Source organism: Novosphingobium huizhouense (assembly GCF_020179475.1).
GTDB classification, from domain to species: Bacteria; Pseudomonadota; Alphaproteobacteria; order Sphingomonadales; family Sphingomonadaceae; genus Novosphingobium; species Novosphingobium huizhouense.
Genome location: NZ_JAILXZ010000001.1, coordinates 913,773 through 938,632, shown reverse-complemented (window position 1 = coordinate 938,632; position 24,860 = coordinate 913,773). Strand labels below are relative to the sequence as shown.

Below are 24,860 nucleotides of genomic sequence, written 5' to 3'. Positions count from 1 at the left end.
ATGGCGCGCAGCAGGCTTCGCATCGCGCTGGTGGCCGACGAGCTTACCCGCGCGTGCCTGTCGCACGAATGCACCGTGCTCGACGTGGCGGGCGACGACTTTTCCGCGCTGTCGGGCGCGGCGCGCCCCGACCTGCTGCTGGTGGAATCGGCCTGGCACGGGATCGGCGGCAGCTGGAAGGGCCGGATCGCCCGTTATCCTGCGTGGATGCTGCGCTCGAACCGGCGGCTGCGCGCGCTGGTCGCCAAGGCGCGCGACCTCGGCATTCCGGCGGCATTCTGGAACAAGGAGGACGGGGTGCATTTCCCGCGCTTCATCGACAGCGCGCGCCTGTTCGACCATGTGTTCACGGTCGATGCGAACTGCCTGCCGCGCTACCGCGCGGAAATGGGCGTGCAGGCGCGGCTCGACGTCCTGCCGTTCCCGGTCCAGCCCGCGTTCCACGCCTTCACCGGGTTCCACTTCGAACGCAACGACGCCAACTTCGTCGGCAGCTACAGCAGCCATGTCCACGATGCGCGACGCGCCTGGCAGGACATGGCATTTCGCGCCGTGCTCGACGCCGGGATGGGGCTGGTCGTCTACGACCGCAATTCGAACCGGCAGCGCCAGGTCTACCGCTACCCCGACCTGCCCGGGCTGGAGGTGCGCGCGGCGGTCGACCACGCCGCGACCGCGCAGATCTACAAGACCAACCTCGTCTCGCTCAACGTCAACACCGTGACCGATTCGGAAACGATGTTCTCGCGCCGGCTGGTCGAGATCCTGGCCTGCGGCGGGATTGCGGTAACCTCGCCGGCAAGGTCGGTCGACGCCTCGTTCCGCGACTTCTGCCATGTCGTCTCCTGCGACGAGGAGGCGCGCGCGCTGTTCGCCCGGCTGCGCCATGGGCCCTCTGCCGAGGACCTCGACCGCGCGCGAGAAGGGGCGCGGCATGTCCTTGCCAACCACACCTGGGCGCAGCGGCTCGACCAGCTCGCGGCGGCGCTGGGGTGCTGAGCGCGGCGCCGCGCTTCGGCCGGATCGTCGGCGTCGGCATGCGGCGGTGGAAGGCCTACAACCTCGCGCCCATCCTCGCCGCGCAGTGCCGCGCGCTGCGCTTCTGCGCCGATGCCGCCGCCGCGCGCGCGCTGGCGCCGGGGCCGGGCGATGCGCTCGCCGTCTGGGGGGCGATCGCTCCTGCCGGGGTGAAGCGCCTTGCCGGCGAGACCGGCGCCACTTTACTGCGCATCGAGGACGGCTTCGTCCGCTCGGTGGGCCTCGGATCGGACCTGATCGCGCCGCAGTCGCTGGTGATCGACGAGATCGGGATCTACTTCGATGCGACGCGGCCGAGCCGGCTCGAGACGATCCTGAACGGCGCCGCGTTCGACGATGCGCTGCTGGCGCGCGCGGCGGCGGCGCGGGCGACGATCGTCGAGCAGGGGCTGACCAAGTACAACATCGAGGCGCGCACCGCCCCCGCCTGGCGCGGCGCGGGACGGCGCATCGTCCTCGTCCCCGGCCAGGTCGAGAGCGACGCCTCGATCGCGCTGGGCGGCACCGACGTCCGCTCCAACCTCGCGCTGCTCGAACGGGTGCGCGCGACCTGCCCCGATGCCTGCATCGTCTACAAGCCGCACCCCGACGTGATGAGCGGCAACCGGCGCGGGCGCGGCGCCGAGCGCGAGGCGATGGCCATCGCCGACGTGGTCGAGACGCAGTGTTCGATCGTCAGCTGCATCGAAGCCTGCGACGAGGTCCATACGATCACCTCGCTCGCAGGGTTCGACGCGCTGCTGCGCAACAAGCCGGTGACCACCTGGGGCATGCCGTTCTATGCCGGTTGGGGCGCAACCACCGACCGCGCCCCGCTCGCCGCGGCTGCCGCGCGGCGGACGACAAGACTGAGCGTCGATCAGATTGTTGCAGGAACGTTACTGCAATATCCGCTCTACTGGGATGAACTGCATCAACGACCGACAAACTGCGAATCCGTCCTATCCAATATTGCACGGCAGCGTAATATGCTGGAAAGGGATGGAAAGCTCGACGGGCTGCGCACAGGGGGAACCGCCCGGTTGACCCGCAAGCTGCGCACGCTCGGCCGGGCATGGCTGGGGGCCCGCAGTCGTGATCGATGGTGGAATTAAGGCATTTCGGGGGCGGCGCATCCTGCTGCTGCAGGGACCCGTCGGCCCGTTCTTCACCCGCTTCGCACAAGACCTGGCCGAGGCCGGGGCCAGCGTCCACAAGATCAACTTCAATGCCGGCGACTGGCTGTTCTATCCGGGCGGCGAAACCTATCGCGGAACGATGGAGGACTGGCCGCGCTGGCTCGGCCACCGGCTGGCCGAGCTCGACATCGACCTGGTGTTCCTGTTCGGCGATTGCCGCCCGATCCACCAGGCCGCGCACCGCGTCGCGCAGGACCTGAATATCGAGGTCGGCGTGTTCGAGGAAGGCTACATCCGGCCCGACTTTGTCACGCTCGAGCGCGACGGCGTCAACGCCAACAGCCTGATGACCCGCACGCCCGAGGAGTACCGGCGCGCGCCCGACCGGGTCATCGCCCGGCGCTCGATGCCGCACAGCTTCTGGTGGATGGTGTGGTGGGGCTTCCTCTACTTCACCATCGGCGGGTTCGGGCAGGTCTTCTTCCCGCACTACCGCCACCACCGCCCGCTGACGATCATGGAAATGTTCCCCTGGCTGCTCTCGCCCTTGCGCAAGCAATGGTTCAAGTGGCGCCAGCGCGGCGTCCAGGCCCGGCTCGAGGGGGAGTTCGACAAGCGCTTCTTCCTCGTGCCGCTGCAGGTCCACAACGATTCGCAGGTCGTCGTCCACGCCGACGTCGGCGGGGTCGAAGGCTTCATCGCCTCGACCATCGCCTCGTTCGCCCGCCATGCCCCGGGGGATTGCCTGCTCGTGCTCAAGCACCACCCGATGGACCGCGGCTATCGCAACTACACCCGCCTCGTCCGCACCCTCGCGGCCGAGGCGGGCTGTCCCGGCCGCGTGCTCTACATCCACGACCAGCATACCCCCACGCTGATCCGGCACTGCCGCGGAGTGGTGGTGATCAACAGCACGGTCGGGCTGACCGCGGTGGGGATGAAGTGTCCGACCAAGGCGGTGGGGCAGGCGGTGTGGGACATGCCCGGGCTCACCTACCAGGGCTCGCTCGACCGGTTCTGGGCCGATGCGCCCGAGGCGGTGCCCGACAACGACCTGTTCCTCAAGTTCCGCGACGAACTGATCGCGACCACGCAGATCAACGGCAGCTTCTATCGCAAGCTCGCTCCCGAGGCTTCGGCCACCGGCCTGATCTGGAGCGCCGAGGCGACCAGCCTGCCCCGCGCCGCGGTGCAGCGCCGCCCCGCAGCCGGCGAGGCCGCGAGCGCGGCCGCAGGCATCGCTGCCGGCGAGGCTGCGTCCCGCCCGCCGATCGCCGCCCTCGCCGGCCGCTAGCTGCGCAGGTTCAGTCGGCCAGCATCGCCGCGAGCGCCGCGGCGATGGCGTCGAGCGTCGCCGGATCGGTCCAGGTCGGGTGCGGGCGCGAGGTATCGGCAAGCTCGCTTTCGCGCGCCGACAGAATCCCGCCGAGCGAGGCGCCCATGAACAGCAGCCGCCGGTTGATCGTTGCCGGCGGGCGCGGCGCCAGCAGCCGGCGGATGTGATCGAGGCACCGCTGGTAGCCCGAATTCCACCGCCCCTCGAGCGCCTCCATGAACAACGCGCGGTTGGACAGCTGGAGCACGACCACGAAGCGGTTGTAGCAATCGCTCCACGGCGGGTCCGACGGCAGCAGCGAGGTGCGCACCAGCAGCCGGGTCGCGTCGAACAGCGTCTGCGGCCCACCCTGCGCCTCCAGCGCGTCGAGCTCGCGATTGCGCAGATCGTCGATCAGCCGCGCGCCATGGGCGATGACCGCGCGCACCAGCGCTTCCTTCGACCCGAAGTGGTAGCCCACCGCGGCGTGGTTCTTCTGCCCGGCGAGTTCGGCGATCTGGCGCACGGTCACCCCGTCGACGCCGTGCTCGGCAAAGAGCCGCAGCGCCGCTTCCTTGAGCATTTCGGCCGGATCGACCCGCGAGGCCGCAGCGCTGGTTGCCATGGCGCGCAAATACCCTTTGACAGCGCATTAAGTCAAACACATTATCCATCTGGATAAGGGATTCGGCGCCTGCGACGAAGGGCGGACCGACCCGGCGATGGAGGATGCGTGAACGAGCCGGCGGACATACCGGGCGTCGATCTGGCGGCGCTGGCGGGCTGGATGGATGGCGAGGGACTGGGCGCGGGCCCGCTCGAAGCGGTCGAACCGCTGACGGGCGGCACGCAGAACATCCTGCTGCGCTTCACCCGCGCCGGGCGCACCTACGTGCTGCGCCGCCCGCCGCCCCACTTGCGCGCCAACTCCAACGAGACGATGCGTCGCGAAGCGCGCGTGCTGGCCGCGCTCGCCGGCAGCGACGTGCCGCACCCGGGCCTGATCGCCGCCTGCCCCCAGGAGGACGTGCTCGGCGCCGCGTTCTACCTGATGGAGCCGATCGACGGGTTCAACGCCACGCAGGGGCTCGAGCCGCTCCACGCCGCGGACGCCGCCGTGCGCCACCGCATGGGGCTCGCCATGGTCGACGCCATTGCGGCGCTGAGCAAGGTCGACGCCCTCGCGGTCGGCCTGGCCGACTTCGGCAAGGTCGACAACTGGCTCGGCCGCCAGGTCGGGCGGTGGGCGGCGCAGCTCAAGAGCTACGAGGAATTTCCCGGCTGGACCGGCCCGCAGGCGATCCCCGGCGTCGACAAGGTGGCGCGCTGGCTCGAGCAGCACATGCCGCCCTCGTTCCAGCCCGGCCTGATCCACGGCGACTTCCACCTCGCCAACGTGATGTTCCGCCACGACAGCGGCGAACTCGCCGCCGTGGTCGACTGGGAGCTGTGCACATTGGGCGATCCGCTGCTCGATCTGGGCTGGCTCGCCGCGACCTGGCCCGAGGACGGCGTGCGCCGCGCGACCGACGTCGCGATCACCCCCTGGGAAGGCTTCGCCACGATCGACGAGATGGTCGCGCGCTATGGCGAGACGACCGGGCGCGACCTCGCCCACTTCGACTGGTTCGCGGTGCTCGCCTGCTACAAGCTCGGCATCATCCTCGAAGGGTCGAACGCGCGCGCCTGCGCCGGCAAGGCCCCCCGCGAGATCGGCGACCGCCTCCATGCCCACACCATCGACCTGTTCGAGCGCGCGCTGCGCCGCATCGGGTAAGCAAGGACATCCAGGAATGATCGACGACACCGACTTTACCGGCAAGCGCGTGCTGGTCGTGGGCGGCTCGAGCGGCATCGGCAACGGCATCGCCCACGGCTTCCGGCTGCGCGGCGCGCACGTCCACGTCTGGGGCACCCGCGCCAGCGCCGGCGACTACGATCCCGCCGAAGGCTCCGATCTCGCAGGGCTCGGCTACTCTTGCGTCGACGTCGGCGATCCCGATGCGATCGAGGCGGCGCCGGCCCCGTTCGACGGGCTCGACGTGCTGGTCCTGTGCCAGGGCACCGTGGTCTATCGCCGCGGTGAATTCGAGCGCGAGGGCTGGGACAAGGTGATGGCGGTCAACCTCGACAGCCTGATGCACTGCGCGCGCAAGTTCCGCGCCGCGCTTTCGGAAACGCGCGGTTCGATCGTCATCGTCAGCTCGATCTCGGGGCTCAAGGCGAATATCGGCAATCCCGCCTATGCCGCGTCGAAGGCGGGCGCGATCAGCCTGACCAAGACGCTCGGCCAAGCCTATGCCGCCGACGGCATCCGGGTGAACGGCCTTGCCCCCGGCCTCGTCGACACCAAGCTGACCAAGGTCACCACGCAGAACCCCCAGCGGCTCGAAGGCGCGCTCGCCGCGATCGCGCAGCGCCGCGCCGGCACGCCCGAAGACATGGCGGGGGCCGCGATCTTCCTCGCCTCCCCCCTCGCATCCTACGTCACCGGCCACACGCTCGTGGTCGATGGCGGTCTATCGCTCTGATTTACCCGGAAAGGCACCGACCATGATTTTCGAACATACCGACAAGGTGAAGGGTCTGCTGGCGCAGATCGAAGCCTTCATGGACGAACACATTTATCCCAACGAGCAGGCCTATACCGACTTCGTCCACGATCCCGCCAACCTGTGGAAGGAATGGCCGGGGATGGAGGAGCTCAAGGCCAAGGCCCATGCGCAGGGCCTGTGGAACCTGTTCCTGCCGCACGAGTACGGCGAATTTTCGCCGGGCCTGACCAACCTCGAATATGCGCCGCTGGCCGAGCTGATGGGCCGCGTGCCGTGGTCGAGCCAGGTGTTCAACTGCTCGGCGCCCGATACGGGCAACATGGAAGTGCTCGCCAAGTTCGGCAGCCCCGAGCAGCAGGAAAAGTGGCTCAAGCCGCTGCTCGCCGGCGAGATCCGCTCGGCCTACGTGATGACCGAGCCGCAGGTCGCCTCGTCGGACGCGACCAACCTCGAGCTGTCGATCCTGCCCGATGGCGACGACTACGTGATCAACGGGCGCAAGTGGTGGATCTCCAACGCGATGCACCCGCGCTGCGACATCTGGATCGTGATGGGCAAGAGCCGCTTCGACGGTCCGCGCCACAGCCAGCACTCGCAGATCCTGGTCGAGCCCAACACGCCTGGCATCACCATCGTGCGCCACCTCACCGTGTTCGGTTCGCACAATTCGCCCGGCGGTGAATGCGAGCTGCGCTTCGACAACGTGCGCGTGCCCAAGGAGAACCTGATCCTCGGCGAAGGCCGTGGCTTCGAAATCGCGCAAGGGCGCCTCGGGCCCGGCCGCATCCACCACTGCATGCGCTCGATCGGCCAGGCGCAGCGGGCGCTCGAGTTCATGGCGCGCCGCGCCGACAGCCGCACCGCCTTCGGCAAGAAGCTCGCCGACCAGTCGAGCATCCGCCAGGACATCGCCAAGAGCTTCTGCGAGATCGAGATGGCGCGCCTGCTGACGCTCAAGGCCGCCGATGCGATGGACCGCTTCGGCAACAAGGTGGCCAAGGATCTCATCGCCGCGATCAAGGTCGTCGCGCCGCAGATGGCGCAGACCGTGTGCGACCGCGCGATCCAGGTCCACGGCGGCATGGGCGTGAGCGGCGACACCCCGGTGGCGGCGTTCTTCACGCTCAACCGCTTCGTGCGCATCGCCGACGGACCGGACGAAGTCCACATGAGCCAGCTCGGCAAGCAGAAGATCCAGGAATACGTGCAGAGCAACGCGCGCTGACCTGATCGTGCAAGGGGGGCGGCAGCGAAGCGCGCCGCCCCCCGCCAGACGACGACCCGCCACGGCGCGGGCGCAAGGCCGGAGAGAGAGGATGGGCTGGATCAAGAGCGGCGATGTCACGCTGACCCCGGCGCAATTCGATGCGCGGGCGCGCAAGGCGGCGAGCGTGCTGCGCGCGGCGGGCGTGGGGCCGGGCGACGGCGTCGCCTTCTACTTGCGCAACGACCTCGCCTATTTCGAAGGCTCGTTCGCCGCCGGCATCGTCGGCGCCTACCCGGTGCCGGTCAACTGGCACTACACGCCGGACGAGGCGGGCTACCTGCTGCGCGACAGCGGGGTGAAGCTGATGCTGATCCACGCCGACCTGCTGCCGCCGATCGCCGAGGCGATCCCCGAGGGGCTGAAGGTGATCGTGGTCGAGACCCCGCCCGAAATCCGCAGCGCCTACCACCTCGGCGAGACCGCGCCGCCGCCGGGCCTGCCGGTCTGGGGCGCGCTGGTCGACGCCGCGGCCCCGTTCGACGGCGAGCCGCTGCCGCCGCTCGCCTCGATCATCTATACCTCGGGCACCACCGGCCGGCCGAAGGGCGTGCGCCGCACCCCGGCGACCCCCGAGCAGGCCGAGGCGGTCACGCTGATGCTCGGCCGCTCCTATGGCTACATGGACGTGATCGAGGGCCGCGCCCCGCCCGAAAGCGTGGTCACCGCGGTGATCGGCCCGGTCTACCACTCGGCGCCGAACGCGCATTCGGCCTTTTCGATCCGGCTCGGCGCCAACGTCGTGGTGACCCCGCGCTTCGATGCCGAGGAATTGCTCGCGCTGATCGAACGCGAGAGGATCACGCACCTCAACATGGTGCCGATCATGTTCAACCGCCTGCTGCGCCTGCCCGACGAGGTGAAGCGCAAGTACGACCTCTCCTCGCTGCGCTTCATCACCCACGCCGCCGCGCCCTGCCCGCCGCCGGTCAAGCGCGCGATGATCGAATGGTGGGGACCGGTGATCAACGAATACTACGGCTCGACCGAGATGGGCAACGTGACCAGCCTCACGTCGGAGGAATGGCTCGCGCATCCCGGCTCGGTGGGGCGGGTCATGCCCGGCGTCGACCTGCGGGTGGTCGACGAGGCCGGCAACGACGTGCCTCCCGGCACCGTCGGCGAAGTCATCGGCAAGAGCCGCATCGCCACCGAGTTCACCTACCAGAACGCGCCTGAAAAGCGCGCGGCGATGGAGAAGTACGGGCTGATCACCCCGGGCGACGTCGGCTACTTCGACGCCGACGGGTTCCTCTACTTGTGCGACCGCAAGAACGACATGATCATCTCGGGCGGGGCCAACATCTATCCGGCAGAGATCGAAGCCGAACTGCACAAGCTGCCCGGCGTCGCCGACTGTGCGGTATTCGGCATCCCCGACGAGGAATTCGGCGAGAGCGTGATGGCGGTGGTCCAGCCGATGCCGGGCGCCGCGTTGCACGAGGACGATCTCAAGGCCGACCTGCGCCGCGTGCTCACCGCCTACAAGGTGCCGCGCCGGATCGACTTCGCCGATAGCCTGCCGCGCGAGGATTCGGGCAAGATTTTCAAGCGCAAGCTGCGCGAGCCGTTCTGGGCCGGCCGCGACCGCGCGATCTGAGGGAAACGGACACGATGAAGGCGCTGCGCTACTACGGCACCCGCGATATCCGCCACGAGAGCATGGACGATCCCGTGCTCGAATCCGACCGCGACGTGATCGTCAAGGTCGACGCCTGCTCGATCTGCGGCTCGGACCTGCACATCTACCACGGCCATGGCTTCTCCGAGGACACGGGCTTCTGCGTCGGGCACGAGGCGGTCGGCGAAGTGGTCGAAGTGGGCCGCGGCGTCCATCGCCTCAAGAGCGGCGACAAGGTGATGATCCCCGCCGCGGTCGGCTGCGGCGCCTGCCGCGCCTGTCTGTCGGGCGTGGTCAACTTGTGCGAGAATGGCCAGTCGGGCTGCTACGGCCTGTCCGCCAAGCTCCAGGGCTCGCAGGCCGAGGCGGTGCGCGTCCCCGCTGCCGACATGAACGCGGTGAAGATCCCCGAGGGCATCGACACCGAACAGGCGCTGATGATGACCGACGCGATGGCGACCGCCTGGTACGGCGCGCGCATGGCCGACATCGCGCCGGGATCGAGCGTCGCGGTCGTCGGGCTGGGGCCGATCGGCCTGATGGTGGTGGACAGCGCCTTCGTCATGGGCGCGCACGTGGTCTATGCGATCGACCCGATCGCCGAGCGGCGCAAGCTCGCCCAGGAAGCCGGCGCGATCGCGCTCCATCCCGACGAGGCGATGGAGCGGATCAAGGCGGATACGCACGGCCGCAAGCTCGACTGCGCGGTCGAGGTCGTCGGCGCCGACGCGACGGTCGATTTCGCGCTGCGGCTGGTGCGCCCGCGCGGCACGGTCTCGGTGATCGGAGTGCAGCAATCGCGGCGCTTCGCCTTCCCGCTCGAGCGGGCCTTCGCTGCCGGGCTCACCTTCCGCACCGGCACCTGTTCGGTGCCCGAGGAACTGCCCGCGCTGTTCGCGCTGGTCCAGGCGGGCCGGCTGCGCCCCGAACGCTACATCAGCCACCGTCTCCCGCTGTCGCAGGGGGCGGAAGCCTACCGCATGTTCGAGGCGCGCGAGGCGGGCGCGCTCAAGATGGTGCTGCGGCCGGACTAGGCCGACCGCAGGGCCGGGGAATCAGAGCAGCTTCCAGGTGATCGGCACGGTCACCGCGGTGGCGCCGCCCGGGGGCGGCGGCAGCGTGCCGGCGCGCGCCGGGAGAGCAAGCGCCTCGCGGTCGAGCGTGGCCGAGCCCGACGCCGCGACGAGTTCGGTCTTTTCGACGGCGCCGGCAGCGGAGACGAAGACCTTCACCTTGGCGGTGCCTTCCTCGCCGCGCATCTGCGCGGTGCGGGGGTAAGTCTGCTTGGCCGCGATCGCGCGCGCGACCTGCGCGATCCAGGCGGCCGGCTGCGCGGCGGCGGGAAGCGGGAACAGCGCGCAGGCGACGAGCGCCGCGCCGATCATCTTGTTGGTCTTTCCGATCATGGTCGATTTCCTCGAGTGTGACGAAGTGGGCGGGGACGAAAGGAACGGAGCGGGACGGGAGCGACGGAAAGTTCAGAACTCCGACCAGTCCTCGGCATCGAGCTGGTGTGCGGCATTGCCGGTGAAGGCCGGCGTGGGGGCGGCACGGGGCGCAGCCACAGCCCGCGGCGCGGGCGCGGCTTCGGCCTCGTGGTCGTTCGACACCGCAGGGTGGGCGACGGACGGCTGGACGGCGCCAGAATGGGCGGCGGCAGAGTGGGAGACGGGGGAATGGAACCCGCTCGAACCGCGCGCCGCGCTGCCGGCGCCGACGCGGAACCGCGCGACCTGCTCGACGAGGCTCTCGGTCTCGACCGAGAGGTTGCGCGTGCCGGCCGACGTTTCCTCGACCATCGCGGCGTTCTGCTGGGTGAACGAATCCATCGCCGCGACCATCGCCGAAATCTCCGAGATGCCGCTGGCCTGCTTCTCCGCCGCCTCGGCGATCTCCTCGACGAGGTTGGAGACGGCGGCGACCTCGGTCACGATCTGGCGCAGGGCGTCGCCGCTGCTCTCGACCAGCGACACGCCGCCGCCGACCTGGTCGGTGCTGGTGCCGATCAGCGCCTTGATGTCCTTGGCCGCGTCCGCCGAACGCTGGGCGAGCGCGCGGACTTCGTTGGCGACCACCGCGAAGCCCTTGCCCGATTCCCCGGCGCGCGCTGCCTCGACCCCGGCGTTGAGCGCGAGCAGGTTGGTCTGGAAGGCGATGCCGTCGATCACGTTGACGATCTCCGCCATCTGCCGCGACGAGCCTTCGATGCTGCGCATCGCCTCTACCGCGCGGCGGGCGATGTCCTCGACCCGCCCGGCCGTGTCGCGCGCGACCGCGAGGCGCCCGCTGGTCTGGCGCGCGTTGTCCGCGGTGATCTTCACGGTGCCGGTGAATTCGGCGAGCGTGCGCGCGGTCTCGGCCAGCGAGGTCGCCTGCTGCTCGCTGCGATCGGACAGGTCCGATGCCGCCGCGGCGATCTCGGTGGTGCCGAGCTTGATCGTGTTGCAGCCATCGGCGATCTGGCCGAGCGCGCCCGACAGCGCCGCAACCGCGGCGTTGTAGTCGGCATGGAGCTTGGCGAATTCGCCCGTGCCGTTTTCGGGCACGCGGTACTGCAGGTCGCCCGAAGCGAGCGCCGAAAGCCCGCCGCCGATCGCTTCGATGGTGGTCTGGGTGGCGGCGGCGCGGGCCTTGTCGGCCTCGGCCCGGGCATGATCGGTCGCGAACAGGTCCTTGAACCGGTCGAGCGCGCGCGCGAGGTTGCCGATCTCGTCGCTCCGGGCGAGCCCCGGGAGCGCGACCGCGAGATCGCCGGCGACCAGCCGCGCGACCGCGTCGCTCATCCGGTTGAGCGGTCGCGCGATGTTCTGCATCAGCAGCACCAGCAGCACGATCGCGCTGGCAAGGCCCGCGCCGATCGCGGCGAACATGAACGTGCGCGAGCGAGCGAAGAGCACGTCGCTGTGCGCCGACACCGCCGAGGCGCCCTTGCTGTTCAGGTCGATGACCTGGAGCACCGAATCCTCGAGCGAATAGAACGAATCGAGCAGTTCGCCGTCGAGCATCTCTCGGGCGGCGGGATCGCCGGCGCGGGCCTTCTGCAGCAGGACTTCGCTTTTCGCGGCATAGGCCTGCCAGGCGGTGGCGAACTGGTCGAACGCCGCCTTCTGGTCGCCACCGATGCCGAGCTTGCCGTAGTCGGCGATCAGCCCCTCGATCACCGCCTCGGCGTTGCGCGTCAGCTTTTCGGTGCGCGCCGAAGGGGCGGCGACGAGGTCGGTCTGCTTGATCCGGTACTGGGAGATATAGGCGTGGATGTCGCCGAGGTTCTGCGCGGCGGGCAGCCAGCGGCCGCGCAGCTCGGTCGAGGCCTGGTTGACCTGGGCCATCTGGTCGATCGCGAAAAGGCCCATGCCCGTCATCACCGCCAGAAGCAGCGCGAAGGCGGAGATGAGCTTGGCCGAAATATGAAAGCGAATCATGCAGTCTCCAGCCCCGAAAGCGTTTGCTGTCAGTAGGCTGGGCCGGATCAGCGATCGGTAAGCGCCCTACTGCGGGACTCTGCTTGGTCCAGAATTAACCAATTGCGCGGGAGCCTTGGCAAACCCCGCGCGATCGGCAGACTGCGGCCATGCACCGCCGAATCGTCCTCGCCGCCCTGCCCCTGCTCCTGCTGACCACCGCCGCCGCGCCGCGCGGAGCGCCACGAGCCCCCGCCGCGCCGCCCGTTCCCCCGCCGGCCGCCGCGCTCGCCGATACGGTCCGCGTCACCCTGACCACCGAGCTCGGCCCGATCGTGATCGACCTCGACGGCAAGCACGCGCCGGTCAGCACCGCCAATTTCCTGCGCTATGTCGATCTGCGCCGTTTCGACGGGATCGCGTTCTATCGCTCGATGCACCTCGATTGGGGCACGCCGCCCAACGGCCTCATCCAGGCCGGGCTGCGCGGTGATCCGCGCAAGGTGCTCAAGCCCATCGCCCACGAGCCGACCAGCCAGACCGGCCTCACCCACAAGGCGGGCGCGATCTCGATGGCGCGCTTCGCTCCGGGCACGGCCACGGCCGACTTCTCGATCATGGTCTCGGACATGACCGGGCTCGACGCCAATCCGCAGGCCACCGATCCCGAGACGCAGGCGGGCTATGCCGTGTTCGGCCAGGTCGTCGAAGGGATGGACGTGGTGCGCCGGATCTGGGACGCGCCGATCTCGCCCACCGCCGGCGAAGGCGGGCTCAAGGGCCAGATGATCGAGAAGCCGGTCAAGGTGCTGACGGTGCGCCGCACGCCGGCACCCGCGCCCGCCAGCCCCTGATCGCCTTCCCCTGATCGCCCGCCGGCCCTCAGCCTGCGCTAGGCCCTGACCGCCTCCACGCCGCGCACGATCGCCGCCTCGATCTGTGCGTGGTCGGCCTCGTCGAGGCAGTACGGCGGCATCACGTAGATCGTGTTGCCCAGCGGGCGCAGCAGCACGTCCGCCTCGCGGAACAGCGCCATCAGCCGGGGCGCGAGGTTCGAGAGGTAGCCGCCGTCGCGCGCCTCGACGTCGATCGCCGCGACCGTGCCGCAGCGCCGCGGGCGGACGAGTCCCGGCACCTGCGCCAGCCGGTCGAGCATCGCCTGCTGGCGCGCGCCCAGCGCCGCGATGCGCTCGCGCACCGGCTCCTCGCGCCAGATCGCGAGGTTGGCGACCGCCGCGGCGCACGCGATCGGGTTCGCGGTATAGCTCGACGAATGGTAGAACATCTTCGCGCGGTCGGTCGACCAGTGCGCCATGAAGATCTCCTCGCGCGCCATCGTCACCGCCAGCGGCATCGAACCGCCGGTCAGCCCCTTGGCGAGGCACAGGATGTCGGGCACCACGCCCGCCTGCTCGCAGGCAAGCAGGGTGCCGGTGCGGCCCCAGCCGGTCATCACCTCGTCGGCAATGAACAGCACGTCGTGGCGGCGGCAGATCTCGGCCATGCTGCGCAGCAGGTCCGGCGAATAGACCAGCATGCCCCCGGCGCCGAGCAGCAGCGGCTCGACGATGAATGCTGCGGCGCCGGACCGGCACGCCGTCTCCAGCGCCTCGAGCGTCGCCGCGCCGTCGCCGGTGGGGAACGGGATCGTGCCGACGTCGAACAGCAGCGGCTCGTAGGGCTTGTTGAACACGCCGCGCTCGCCGATCGACATCGCGCCGATGGTGTCGCCGTGGTAGCTATGCTCCATCACGAGAATGCGCTGCCGGTCCGATCCGCGGTTGGACCAGTAGCCCAGCGCCATCTTCAGCGCGACTTCGACGCAGGTCGAGCCGCTGTCCGAGAAGAACACCCGCGTCAGCTCGCACGGCATGATCTCGACAAGGCCCGCGGCGACCTGCTCGGCCGGCTCGTGCGTCCAGCCGGCGAAGATCAGCTGGTCGAGTTTCTCGGTCTGCGCCCGCACCGCGGCCATGATCCGCGGATGGCAATGGCCGTGCGTGGTCACCCACCAGCTCGAGATCGCGTCGATCACCCGGCGCCCGTCGGCGGTGTGGAGAGCTGCGCCCTGCGCGTGGGTGACCAGCGGCACCGGCTCCTGCAGCCCGTGCTGGGTGAACGGATGCCAGACCGGCGAGGCCATCAGGAAAAGTCCGCGAGCGCGAAGGCCCCGGCAAAGGCGGCGGCGAGGCTGGCGCGCGTCAGCGTCTCGAGCCGCGGCAGCCGGCCGAGCTGCCGCACGCCACCCATCGCGCAGATCGTCGCCTGGCTGTCCGCCACCTCGTCGCCGACGAAGGCGACGCCGTGGATCGGCACGGCGCGCGCGCGCAGCGCCTCGATCGTCATCAGGGTGTGATTGATCGTGCCGAGGCTGGTGCGCGCGACGATGATCGCGGGGATGTTCCACCAGGCAAAGACATCGGCATAGGTCGTGCTGCGCGTCACCGGCACCAGCGCGCCGCCCGCGCCTTCGACGACCAGCGGCGCGACCTCGGGCAGCGCGAGCCGGGCAAGGTCGATCGCCACGCCATCGATCTCGGCTGCGCGATGCGGCGAGCACGGGGTTTCGAGGAAATAGGCCTCGGGCAGCACGCGTTCCGCCGGAACCCCGCCCAGCTCGATCACCGCGTCGTGGTCTGCGCCGTCGTCGCGGCCCGACTGGATCGGCTTCCAGTAATGGGCGCCGATCGCCCCGGTCAGGGCTGCCGAAAACACCGTCTTGCCGATTCCCGTATCGGTTCCGGTCACCACGAAGCGCGTCACGTCAGGGCCTCCTCCAGTGTCGCCGCGAGCGCGTCGACATCGTCCGTTGTTGCATTGAGCGTCAGCGAGATGCGCAGCCGGCTGGTCCCTTGCGGCACCGTCGGGGGGCGGATGCCGCGCACGTCGAAGCCGGCCAGCCGCAGCCGCTCGGCCACCGCCATCGTCCGCGCATCGTCGTGCAGGATCAGCGGCAGGATCTGCGACCCGCTGGCCTCCACGCCCAGCGGAGCGAGCCGGGCCTCGGCATGGCGTACCAGCGCCGCCAGCCGCGCGCGCCGCTCGGGCTCGCCGGGCAGCATGCGGATCGCCTCGCGCACCGCGGCGCAGACCAGCGGCGAAGGCGCGGTCGAGAAGATGAAGGCACGGCCGCGGTTGACCAGGAAGTCGCGCACCACCCGCGGCCCCAGCACCAGCGCGCCCTCGCAGCCCAGCGCCTTGCCGCAGGTGCGCAGCACGATCGTGTCGGGCCGGCCCTCGAGGTGCCCGGCAACGCCGCGCCCGTCGCGCCCGAACACGCCGGTGGCATGCGCCTCGTCGATGAACATGATGGCGTCGTGGCGCTGCGCGACGGCCGCGAAATCATCGATCGGGGCGATGTCGCCGTCCATCGAATAGAGCGTCTCGAACGCCAGCCAGATGCGTCCGGTGTGGCCCGCCGCGCGCCATTCGCGTGCTGCCTCGTCGAACCCTTGCGGATCGTTGTGCGGCGCCGATACCGCGGTCGCGCGCGTCAGCCGCAACCCTTCGTGCATCGAGGCGTGGACCAGCTCGTCGTGGACGATCAGGTCGCCGCGCTGGGGCAGGGTCGAAAGCAGCGCGGCATTGGCCGCATAGCCGGCCGAAAAGAACAGCGCCGCCTCGCTGCCGAAGAAGGCCGCGGCTTCGGCTTCGAGCGCCTCGTGCTCGGGATCGTTGCCGCGCAGCAGGCGCGATCCGCCCGAACCCAGCGGCACGCCGCGCGCGATCGCGTCGCGCACGGCCTGGGCGAGGCGTGGCGAGGACGACATCGCGAGATAGTCGTTCGACGCAAAGTCGATGCCCTTGCGCGGCGCCAGCGCGCGCAACCGCGAGCGTTCGCCGAGCGCGGCAAGGTCGGCCTCGTGCGCCTGCCACAGGGCGGAGGCGGGAAGCGTCTCCGCCCCGGCCTCCTGCACGATCATGCGGCGCATCCGCCCGAGCAGCCGCCGACCTGCTGCTTGATCGCCCGCAGCGGTTCCTCGCCTTCCATCGGCCTGAGGCCGAGGCGCGCGAACATCGCGGCGTCGGCGTCGTCGCCGGCATTGGCCGCGGTGAGCAGCTTGTCGCCGGTGAAGATCGAATTGGCGCCGGCCATGAAGCACAGGGCCTGCGTCGCCTCGCTCATGCTCTCGCGGCCCGCCGACAAGCGCACCATCGACAGCGGCATGGTGATGCGCGCCACTGCCACCGTGCGCACGAACTCGATGTCGTCGATCTTGGCGAGCGGCGTGTCGGCGAGCATGTCGCCCAGCACGGTCCCCTTGATCGGCACCAGCGCGTTTACCGGCACGCTCTCGGGATGCTGCTCGAGCGTCGCTAGCGCGTGGACGAAGCCGACGCGGTCGGCGCGGGTCTCGCCCATCCCGACGATGCCGCCCGAACAGACGTTGATCCCGGCGTTGCGCACGGTCGCCAGCGTGTCGAGACGGTCGGCGAAGCTGCGCGTGGTGATCACCTCGCCATAGCGTTCGGGCGAAGTGTCGATGTTGTGGTTGTAGTAGTCGAGCCCGGCCTCGGCGAGTTGCTCGGCCTGCGCCGGGGTCAGCATCCCCAGCGTCATGCAGGTCTCCATCCCCATCTCGCGCACGCCCTTCACCATCGCCACGATCGCGGGCATGTCGCGGTCCTTGGGGTTGCGCCAGGCCGCGCCCATGCAGAAGCGCTTGGAACCGGCGTCGCGCGCCTGCGCCGCCGACTGCAGCACCGCCTGCACGTCCATCAGCTTGGTCGCCGCAACGCCGCTGTCGGCCTTGACCGACTGCGAGCAGTAGCCGCAGTCCTCGGGGCAGCCGCCGGTCTTGATCGACAGCAGCGTGCACAGCTGCACCTCGCCCGCGCGGTGGTGCGCGCGATGAACTTCGGCCGCGCGGAATACCAGCTCGGTGAACGGCAGGTCGAACAGCGCCGCGATCTCCTCGCGCGTCCAGTCGTTGCGGACAGCGGCGCGCACGGCAGGAGCGACGACAGCCTCCGGGGCGGAAAGCGTGGCGGTGTCGGACATTGTCATCTCCCTGCAATCAGCGATTCACCGCGCCCTTAATCCAAAAGATGCGGCCATGCTTGCGTAAAAATGTTTCCCGGTCCCTCGGTCGGATTGGGCAAAGGGGCGCGGATTAAAGCTATCGAAGGAATGGCGTGGCAGGGCCCTGATCCGCTAGACAGCGTGGCAAGGACCAATGAGGGGGAATCGGGGTCTCGTGAACAAGCCCGTCGAATCGATCGGTGTCGTCGGCCTCGGCTATGTCGGCCTGCCCCTCGCGGTCAGCTTCGCGCGCAAGTATCGCGTGGTCGGCTTCGACATCAGCGCGCACCGCATCGCGACGCTGCGCGAAGGGATCGACTACACCAACGAAGTGACGGCCGAGGAGCTGGCCGCCTGCGCGCTCGAGGTCACCGACGATCCCTCGGCGCTCGCCGGATGCCCGGTGATCATCGTCACCGTCCCCACCCCCGTCGACGAGAGCCGCCGCCCCGATTTCTCCGCGCTCGACGGCGCCTGTCGCACCGTGGGCAAGGTGCTGCGCGATTCGGGCGCGCGCGGCACGATCGTGGTGTTCGAATCGACCGTCTATCCCGGCGCCACCGAGGAAGTCTGCGCCCCGATCATCGAGCAGGTCTCGGGCCTTTCCAGCGGCGTCGACTTCAAGCTCGGCTACAGCCCCGAGCGCATCAATCCCGGCGACAAGGACCATCCCTTCGAGAAGATCGTCAAGGTCGTCTCGGGCCAGGACGCCGAAACGCTCGACACGCTTGCCGCGCTCTACGGCTCGGTCGTCACCGCCGGGATCCACAAGGCGAGCTCGATCAAGGTCGCCGAAGCCTCGAAGGTGATCGAGAACACCCAGCGCGACATCAACATCGCGTTGATGAACGAAATCTCGAAGATCTGCGACCTCGTCGGCATCCGCACCAGCGAGGTGCTGGCCGCGGCCGGCACCAAGTGGAACTTCCTGCGCTTCTACCCCGGCCTCGTCGGCGGCCACTGCATTGGGGTCGATCCCTACTACCTCACCGCCAAGGCCGAGCAGCTCGGCTACCATCCCCAGGTGATCCTCGCCGGGCGCCGGATCAACGACGGCATGGGCAGCTACGTCGCGCAGCGCACGGTCAAGATGATGGCGCTCGCGGGGCGTCCGCTGGCGCAGGCGCGGGTCGGCATCCTCGGCCTGACGTTCAAGGAGAACGTGCCGGACATCCGCAATTCCAAGGTCGAGGACATCGTGCGCGAACTGCGCGAGTTCGGGATCGAACCGCTGGTCCACGACCCGCTCGCCGATCCCGCCGCCGCGCGCCACGAATTCGGCATCGCCCTTTCGCCGGTCGACGCGCTGGCCGAATGCGACGCGCTGATCCTGGCGGTCTCGCACAAGGCCTTCGTCGAACTGCCGGTGGAACGGCTCGCCGCGATGCTGCGCCCCGATGGCGTGCTGGTCGACGTCAAGTCGCTGCTCCACCCCGGCGCGCTGCCGTCGGGCGTCCGGTACTGGAGCCTGTGACGAAAAAGGGGCGATGGCTCGAAAAGAGCCGTCACCCCAGGTTTCATCATGCGCTCACGTCTGATGGCAATGCACCGGCGGCGCTGCGGTTCCCGCCCGATCAGGCTTCGATCAGGGCAGCGAGCCGGCCGGCGATGTCGAGCAGTTGCGCGGCGTCGAACGGCTTGGTCACCACCGGCTTGTCGCGGAACGCGTGCGGCAGGTGCTCGCGGCCGTAGCCGCTGACGAAAGCGAAGCCGATCCCCGCCGCCTCGAACGCGGCGGCGACCGTGTCGACCCGCTCGCCGCGCAGGTTGCCGTCGAGCAGCGCGATGTCGGGGCGAAGGCCGGCGATGGCCTCGATCGCCTCGGCGCAGGTGCCGACCGGGCCCAGCGGCGTAGCGCCGGCGTCCTCGAGCAGCATCTCGAGCTCCATCGCCACCAGCGGCTCGTCCTCGACCACGAGGATGCGGCGCCCTGCCAAGGACGCCGTGCCCGGCGCGACCGCGCCACGCGGCGCGCGCGGCTGCGGCACCGCGCAGGATGCGCCCCGGCCGAGCGGCATGGTCAGCGTCCACGACAGGCCTCCCGCGGCGAAGTCGGCAACGGCGCTTCCGCCGAGGCTCGATTCGATCAACCGCGTGCCGAAGCCCGCGCGCGTCGGCTTGCGCACTGGCGGGCCGCCGCTTTCGCGCCACGACAGCACGAGGTTGCCCGCCTGCGTCTGCCAGCCGAGCTCGACCCGCCCGCCCGCTTCGGACAGCGCGCCGTACTTGATCGCGTTGGTCACCAGTTCGTGGAACACCAGCGCCAGCCGCAGCGCCGGCTCGGGCGCCAGCTGGACCTCGGGACCCGAAGCGACCAGCCGCTCGGGAGCGATCGCGCCCAGCGCCAGCTGCTCCTCGACCAGCCGGCCGACGCTCGCGCCTTCCCAGGTCGCCGCGCTCAGCAGCGAATGCGCCCGCGCCAGCGCCTGCAGCCGCCCGGTGAAGGTGCTGAGGAAATCCTCGGGCGAAGCGGCATGGCGCACGCTCTGCGTCGCGATGGCCTGGACCGTAGCCAGCGAGTTCTTGACCCGGTGGTTCAGCTCGCCGACGAGCAGCGCCTGCGTTTCCTCGGCGCGCCGCCGCTCGGTCACGTCGAGCACCTGCAGCGCCAGCGTGCCGCGCCCGCCCGCCTCGGTCAGCGACGAGCAGTACCATTCGCCGTCGATCGCCACGCCGTCGGCGCGCAGCAGCGGGTGCTGCAGAGTCTCGCTCGCCTCGCCGCGGTCGAGCAGCGCCTGCATCGCCGCGACGAAGCGCGCGCGCCCGTCCTCGGCCAGCCACGGCACCTGCCGCAGCGACACGCCGACCACGTCGCCCCGGGCAAAGCCGGTCATCCGCTCGGTCGACCGGGTCCAGGTGATCACCCGCAGGTCGGCGTCGATCTCGATGATCGCGAGCGGCGAGTTGTCGCTGTGCGCCCGCAGCCGCGCGAGCACCAGCCCGAGTTCGTCGCGCTGGCGGGCGAGCTCCTGGCGTTGCCGCGCAAGCTCGGCGAAGACCCCGACCTTGCCCGCCAGCACCACCGGGTCGACCGGCTTGAGCAGGTAGTCGACCGCGCCTGCCTCGAAGCCGCGGAAGCGCCGCCGCTCGTCGGTGGCGAGCGCGGTCAGGAAGATGATCGGCACCGCGCGCGTCCGCTCGATCCCGCGCATCAGTTCGGCCAGCTCGAAGCCGTCCATGCCCGGCATCATCACGTCGAGCAGCGCGAGCGCGAAGTCCTCGCGCAGCAACAGCTCGAGCGCCTCGAACCCGCTGCGGGCCTTGACCACCTCGATCCCGTCCTGCGCGAGCAGCGCCTCGAGCGCGCGCAGGTTCTCCTCGACATCGTCGACGGCGAGCACCCGGACCGGATCAGGCTGGCGCATCGCTCGCCTCCACCCAGGGCGCGGCCGTGCGCCGGAAGACCTTTTCCTGCGGGACGAAGTCGGCGAACAGCGCCGAATGGCGCGAGAAGCGCAAGGTCTCGCGCGATCCCAGGCCGAGGAACCCGCCGCGGGCGAGCGAGCTCGCAAACAGTCCCAGCGCGCGGTCCTGCAACTGCCGGTCGAAGTAGATCAGCACGTTGCGGCTCGACACCAGCTGCACTTCGGAAAAGACCTCGTCGCTGGCGAGGTTGTGGTCGGCAAAGACCGCGCGGCGGCGCAGCGTCGGGTCGAACCGCGCCGCCCCGAACGCAGCGGTATAGTAGTCCGACAACGACCCCGGCGCGCCCGAGGCGCGATGGTTGCGGGTGAAGTCGGGGATGCGCTCGAGCTCGTAGATCCCCGCCTTCGCCTTCTCGAGCGCGGCCGGATTGATGTCGGTGCAGTAGAAGATCGTCCGCTCCTCGAGCCCCGCCTCGCGGAACAGGATCGCCAGCGACCAGAACTCCTCGCCGTTGGCGCACCCCGCCACCCACACCTTGAGCGAGGGCCAGGTGCGCAAGTGCGGCACGACGTGCTCGCGCAATGCGCGGTAATAGGCCGGATCGCGGAACATCTCGCTGACCTGGATGGTCAGGAACCCCATCAGCGCGGGGTGGACCTCGGGATCGTGCAGCACCCGGTCCTGCAGCTCGGACAGCGTCGCGCAGCCGAAGTGCGCGCGCGCCCGGTCCATCCGCCGGCGCAGCGAATCGCGGGCATAGTTGCGGAAGTCGTACTGGTAGCGCCGCCAGATCGCCTCGAGCAGCAGGTCGAGCTCGATGTCCTCGGTCGCAAGCGCGGCGGCATCGCTCATCGCGGCATCCACACGCGCACCAGCGACAGCAGCTTGTCGACGTCGAGCGGCTTGGCGAGATAGTCGTTGGCCCCCGCATCGAGGCAGTCCTGCTGGTCGCGCGCCATCGCCTTGGCGGTCAGCGCGATCACCGGCAGGTCGCGCCAGCGCGGCTGCTTGCGGATCTCGCGCGTGGCGGTCAGCCCGTCCATCTCGGGCATCATCACGTCCATCAGCACCACGTCGACCGGCAGCGCCTCGCCGCGCGCCACCTTGTCCAGTTCGGCAAGCGCCTCGAGCCCGTTGCGCGCGATCCGCACCCGCGCGCCGTGCGGCTCGAGCACGCTGGTCAGCGCATAGACGTTGCGGATGTCGTCCTCGACGATCAGGATCTGGCGCCCTTCGAGCGCCGCATCGCGGGTCAGCGCCTTGGCCAGCAGCTTCTGCTGCGGCTCGGGCAGGTCGGCGACGACCTGGTGGAGGAACAGCGTCACCTCGTCGAGCAGCCGTTCGGGGCTCTTCGCGCCCTTGACGATGATCGACTTGGAATAGCGCCGCAGCCGCAGCTCCTCCTCGGCGGAAAGGTCGCGGCCGGTATAGACGATCACCGGCGGGAAGCCGACGCTCTCGTCGCTGCTCAGCCGCTCGAGCAGGTCGAGCCCGGGCATGTCGGGCAGGTTGAGGTCGAGCACCATGCAGTCGAAGGTCTCGGCGCCGAGCTTCTCGAGGCACGAGGCGGCGCTGTGCGCCTCGATCGTCTCGACCTCGCGCGAGGCGAGCAGGTGGCGCACGCTTTCGGCCTGCGCCACGTCGTCCTCGACCACCAGCACCCGCCGCAGGCGCTGCTCCATCTTCGCCTCGAGCCCCTCGAGCATGCCCACCAGCGCCTCGCGCCGCACCGGCTTGAGCAGGTAGCCGACCGCGCCGTTCGACAGCGCCGCCAGCGTGTCGTCGTCGACCGACACGACATGGACCGGGATGTGCCGCGTGCGCGTGTCGCGCTTGATCCGGTCGAGGACGGAAAGCCCGGTGTGGTCGGGCAGGTTCATGTCGAGGATCACCGCGTGGGGCACGTATTGCCGCGCCATCAGCGCGCCCTCGTCGGCCGTCCCGGCGAGCAGGCACTGGAAGCCCATCTCGTGGGCGAGGTCGCGCAGGATGCCGGCGAAGACCGGGTCGTCCTCGACCACCAGGATCACACGCGCATCGCCCGACAGCACCTCGCGGTCGTCCTCGGCGTGGGCCCTTGCAGGCTCCGCCTGCGCAGACTGCGCCGGCACCGCCGCCGCAGCCGGCCTTGGCGGCGCAGGCCGCGCAGCAGCAGGCGGCGGCGGGGGCGGCAGGACCGCGGCAGGATCGAACGCCGCCGGCAGGTCGAGCGTGAAGGTGCTGCCCCGCCCCGGCGCCGAATCGAGCGCGATGCCCCCGCCCAGCAGCCGCGCCAGCTCGCGCGAGATCGACAGGCCGAGCCCGGTTCCGCCGTACTTGCGGCTGATCGTGCCGTCGGCCTGGCGGAAGGCCTCGAAGATCGTGTCCTGCTTGTCGGGGTCGATGCCGGGGCCGGTGTCGCGCACGGCAAAGGCGATGCGGTGGTTGTCCTGCGGCGCGACGACGATCGCCACTTCGCCGCGCTCGGTGAACTTGATCGCATTGGCGAGGAAGTTCTTGAGCACCTGTTCGAGCCGCTGCGGATCGGTCTCGATCTCGGCCGGCGCACCTGCGGCGATCTCGACCTCGAGCGCGAGGCCCTTGGTCTCGGCCGAGGCGCGGAAGCCTTGCGCGATCTTCTCGACCAAGGGCGCGATCCGCACCCTTCGCGGTTGCAGTTCGAGCCGCCCCGCCTCGATCTTCGAGATGTCGAGGATGTCGTTGATCAGCGTGAGAAGATCGTTGCCCGAGGTCTCGATCGTGCGGGCGAAGCGGACCTGCTCCTCGTCGAGGTTGCCCTTGCGGTTGTCGCCCAGCAGCCGCGCCATGATCAGCAGCGAATTGAGCGGGGTGCGCAGTTCGTGGCTCATGTTGGCGAGGAATTCGCTCTTGTAGCGGCTCGCGAGCTCGAGCTCGCCCGCCTGCGCCTTGAGCGCGGTCTGCGCGCGCGACAGCTCGTCGCGCTGCGCCTCGAGCGACCGGGTCTGTTCCTCGAGCTGGACGTTGCTGCGTTCCAGCTCGGCCTGCTGCTGCTCGAGCTCGCCCTGCGCCAGTTGCAGCGCGCGGGTCTGCGCCTCGAGCTCGTCGTTGTTGGCGCGCAGCTCCTCGCTCTGCGCCTGCAGTTCCTCGGCCTGCTGCTGCGTCTCGGCGAGCAGCGCCTGGAGCTGCGCGCGATACTTGGCCGAGCGGATCGCCAGGCCGAGCTGGCGCCGGACGAGTTGCAGCAGCGCCACCGGATCTTCGCCGCCGGATCCAGCGCGATCGGCGCCGAGCGCGAGTTCGACCACGCTGTTGACCGTGCCGTCGACTTCGCTGATCCCGATCAGCAGGCGCTCGGGCGACCCGTCGCCAAGCGCTGAGCCGAACCGGAAGTAGCCTTCGGGCAGCCGGTCGAGCACGATCGCGCGTCGCTCGGCGATCGCGCGTCCGGCCAATCCGTCATCGTGGCCGAGCCGCGCCGCCGGAGCAAGCGCCTCGGGCACGCCGATCGCCGCGAGGCGCCGGAAGCCGTCGCCCTCGCGCACGAACTGCACGCCTGCGCGCGCGCCGGTGCGGTCGATCAGATAGGCGAGCGCCGCCCGGCCGAGATCGTCGAGCGACTGTTCGCCGGCGATGGCGTTGGCAAGGCCGGCCTCGCCGTCGCGCAGCCACTGCTGGCGAATCGCCTCGTTGCGATAGCGGATGAACAGCGCGCCGAGCCCGGCGAGCGCGATCTCGACGATCGTCGCCAGCGAGCGATTGACGATCGCCACCGAGGGGTCGATCCCGGCGGGGGCGAAATGGAAGCCGACGATGGTCAGGGCCGTCGCGACGAGGGCCGAGGCGACAGGCACCCACGGCCGGTCCGACAGGAACGCCAGCACCGTGGGGACCAGATAGATCACCCAGACCGCCGTCCCCAGCGGAAGCACAAGGTCGGCGGCGAACGTCGCGGCAAGCAGCAGGACCAGCGCCAGATTGAGCAGCGAGCGAGCGGCAAGTCCTCGCGTAGTGAGCATCGTCATCCTTCTGCCGTGACAAACGCCGGAGCGTTTCCGGCGTGATCAGCGCAGACCGGGTCGTATTTCGGCCGGCAACGTCCGGCGCCGCGGTTGGTTCCCTGCGCCTTCTCACCGGCAGCCGCGCGCCCTTTTTGGCTTGCGCGAACCCGCTTGGGAAAAATGGCAATAAATTCTTGATC

General features: G+C 69.8%; 20 protein-coding genes. 10 read left to right on the top strand and 10 right to left on the bottom strand.

The annotated features are described in order from the left end of the window. From K3A85_RS04610 to K3A85_RS04600, 3 genes are read left to right on the top strand one after another with little or no spacing between them, the layout of a single operon-like run. Positions 1 to 999 carry a CgeB family protein gene (locus tag K3A85_RS04610; protein ID WP_225205313.1) on the top strand — a complete coding sequence of 333 codons (999 nt, stop codon included), beginning with the start codon at positions 1 to 3 and terminating at the stop codon, positions 997 to 999. Beyond that, positions 993 to 2,132: a capsular polysaccharide export protein, LipB/KpsS family gene (locus tag K3A85_RS04605; RefSeq protein WP_225205312.1), complete on the top strand. Its 1,140-nt coding sequence runs from the start codon at positions 993 to 995 to the stop codon at positions 2,130 to 2,132. The genes K3A85_RS04610 and K3A85_RS04605 overlap by 7 nt, the downstream gene beginning before the upstream one ends. Beyond that, positions 2,113 to 3,450 carry a capsule biosynthesis protein gene (locus K3A85_RS04600; RefSeq protein ID WP_225205311.1) on the top strand — a complete coding sequence of 446 codons (1,338 nt, stop codon included), beginning with the start codon at positions 2,113 to 2,115 and terminating at the stop codon, positions 3,448 to 3,450. The genes K3A85_RS04605 and K3A85_RS04600 overlap by 20 nt, the downstream gene beginning before the upstream one ends. Positions 3,451 to 3,460: 10 nt before the next feature. Here the strand turns inward: K3A85_RS04600 and K3A85_RS04595 are convergent, their stop codons facing one another. Next, positions 3,461 to 4,096, bottom strand: coding sequence for a TetR/AcrR family transcriptional regulator (locus tag K3A85_RS04595; protein ID WP_225205310.1), 636 nt, complete (start codon positions 4,094 to 4,096; stop codon positions 3,461 to 3,463). A gap of 108 nt (positions 4,097 to 4,204) precedes the next feature. Here K3A85_RS04595 and K3A85_RS04590 point away from each other — a divergent pair, with 108 nt between their 5' ends. Genes K3A85_RS04590 through K3A85_RS04570 form a run of 5 tightly spaced genes read left to right on the top strand, consistent with a single transcriptional unit; the run spans position 4,205 to position 9,945 of the window. Then, complete coding sequence (locus K3A85_RS04590) at positions 4,205 to 5,248, top strand: phosphotransferase family protein (protein WP_225205309.1); 1,044 nt, start codon at positions 4,205 to 4,207, stop codon at positions 5,246 to 5,248. 16 nt (positions 5,249 to 5,264) lie between these two features. Then, complete coding sequence (locus K3A85_RS04585; RefSeq protein ID WP_225205308.1) at positions 5,265 to 6,002, top strand: SDR family NAD(P)-dependent oxidoreductase; 738 nt, start codon at positions 5,265 to 5,267, stop codon at positions 6,000 to 6,002. 22 nt (positions 6,003 to 6,024) lie between these two features. Continuing rightward, positions 6,025 to 7,251: an acyl-CoA dehydrogenase family protein gene (locus tag K3A85_RS04580; protein ID WP_225205307.1), complete on the top strand. Its 1,227-nt coding sequence runs from the start codon at positions 6,025 to 6,027 to the stop codon at positions 7,249 to 7,251. Between the two features lie 7 nt (positions 7,252 to 7,258). Then, entirely contained in the window at positions 7,259 to 8,890 is a 1,632-nt protein-coding gene (locus K3A85_RS04575) for an acyl-CoA synthetase (RefSeq protein WP_404822889.1), read from the top strand. Between the two features lie 14 nt (positions 8,891 to 8,904). After that, positions 8,905 to 9,945 (top strand): alcohol dehydrogenase family protein, encoded by a 1,041-nt coding sequence (locus K3A85_RS04570; RefSeq protein ID WP_225205305.1) that lies wholly within the window; start codon positions 8,905 to 8,907, stop codon positions 9,943 to 9,945. A 21-nt stretch (positions 9,946 to 9,966) separates the two neighbouring features. Here K3A85_RS04570 and K3A85_RS04565 read toward each other — a convergent pair whose 3' ends face one another. Both K3A85_RS04565 and K3A85_RS04560 read right to left on the bottom strand, forming a co-directional pair. Continuing rightward, on the bottom strand, positions 9,967 to 10,317 hold the full coding sequence (locus K3A85_RS04565) for an energy transducer TonB (protein WP_225205304.1): 351 nt from the start codon (positions 10,315 to 10,317) through the stop codon (positions 9,967 to 9,969). Between the two features lie 72 nt (positions 10,318 to 10,389). Beyond that, positions 10,390 to 12,333, bottom strand: coding sequence for a methyl-accepting chemotaxis protein (locus K3A85_RS04560; RefSeq protein WP_225205303.1), 1,944 nt, complete (start codon positions 12,331 to 12,333; stop codon positions 10,390 to 10,392). A gap of 149 nt (positions 12,334 to 12,482) precedes the next feature. On the opposite strand from K3A85_RS04560, the gene K3A85_RS04555 reads away from it, so the two are divergent. After that, entirely contained in the window at positions 12,483 to 13,166 is a 684-nt protein-coding gene (locus K3A85_RS04555; RefSeq protein WP_225205302.1) for a peptidylprolyl isomerase, read from the top strand. A gap of 38 nt (positions 13,167 to 13,204) precedes the next feature. Here the strand turns inward: K3A85_RS04555 and K3A85_RS04550 are convergent, their stop codons facing one another. From K3A85_RS04550 to bioB, 4 genes are read right to left on the bottom strand one after another with little or no spacing between them, the layout of a single operon-like run. After that, positions 13,205 to 14,455 (bottom strand): adenosylmethionine--8-amino-7-oxononanoate transaminase, encoded by a 1,251-nt coding sequence (locus tag K3A85_RS04550; RefSeq protein WP_225205301.1) that lies wholly within the window; start codon positions 14,453 to 14,455, stop codon positions 13,205 to 13,207. After that, the gene (gene bioD, locus K3A85_RS04545; RefSeq protein ID WP_225205300.1) at positions 14,455 to 15,075 is read right to left on the bottom strand and encodes a dethiobiotin synthase; all 621 of its coding nucleotides are present in this window, start codon (positions 15,073 to 15,075) and stop codon (positions 14,455 to 14,457) included. Before bioD ends, K3A85_RS04550 begins: the two co-directional genes overlap by 1 nt. After that, the gene (locus tag K3A85_RS04540; RefSeq protein WP_225205299.1) at positions 15,072 to 16,235 is read right to left on the bottom strand and encodes an 8-amino-7-oxononanoate synthase; all 1,164 of its coding nucleotides are present in this window, start codon (positions 16,233 to 16,235) and stop codon (positions 15,072 to 15,074) included. Before K3A85_RS04540 ends, bioD begins: the two co-directional genes overlap by 4 nt. Continuing rightward, the gene (bioB, locus tag K3A85_RS04535) at positions 16,232 to 17,314 is read right to left on the bottom strand and encodes a biotin synthase BioB (protein WP_225205298.1); all 1,083 of its coding nucleotides are present in this window, start codon (positions 17,312 to 17,314) and stop codon (positions 16,232 to 16,234) included. The genes K3A85_RS04540 and bioB overlap by 4 nt, the downstream gene beginning before the upstream one ends. A 196-nt stretch (positions 17,315 to 17,510) precedes the next feature. Here bioB and K3A85_RS04530 point away from each other — a divergent pair, with 196 nt between their 5' ends. Next, a complete protein-coding gene (locus K3A85_RS04530) occupies positions 17,511 to 18,809 on the top strand; it encodes a nucleotide sugar dehydrogenase (RefSeq protein ID WP_225205297.1) in 1,299 nt (432 codons plus the stop codon). Between the two features lie 100 nt (positions 18,810 to 18,909). On the opposite strand, the gene K3A85_RS04525 is transcribed toward K3A85_RS04530, so the two are convergent. The 3 genes from K3A85_RS04525 to K3A85_RS04515 are packed head-to-tail and all read right to left on the bottom strand — an operon-like array spanning position 18,910 to position 24,678. Then, the gene (locus tag K3A85_RS04525) at positions 18,910 to 20,700 is read right to left on the bottom strand and encodes a response regulator (protein WP_225205296.1); all 1,791 of its coding nucleotides are present in this window, start codon (positions 20,698 to 20,700) and stop codon (positions 18,910 to 18,912) included. Then, the gene (locus K3A85_RS04520; protein ID WP_225205295.1) at positions 20,687 to 21,553 is read right to left on the bottom strand and encodes a CheR family methyltransferase; all 867 of its coding nucleotides are present in this window, start codon (positions 21,551 to 21,553) and stop codon (positions 20,687 to 20,689) included. Before K3A85_RS04520 ends, K3A85_RS04525 begins: the two co-directional genes overlap by 14 nt. Continuing rightward, a complete protein-coding gene (locus K3A85_RS04515; protein WP_225205294.1) occupies positions 21,550 to 24,678 on the bottom strand; it encodes a response regulator in 3,129 nt (1,042 codons plus the stop codon). The genes K3A85_RS04520 and K3A85_RS04515 overlap by 4 nt, the downstream gene beginning before the upstream one ends. Between the last annotated feature and the right edge of the window lie 182 nt (positions 24,679 to 24,860).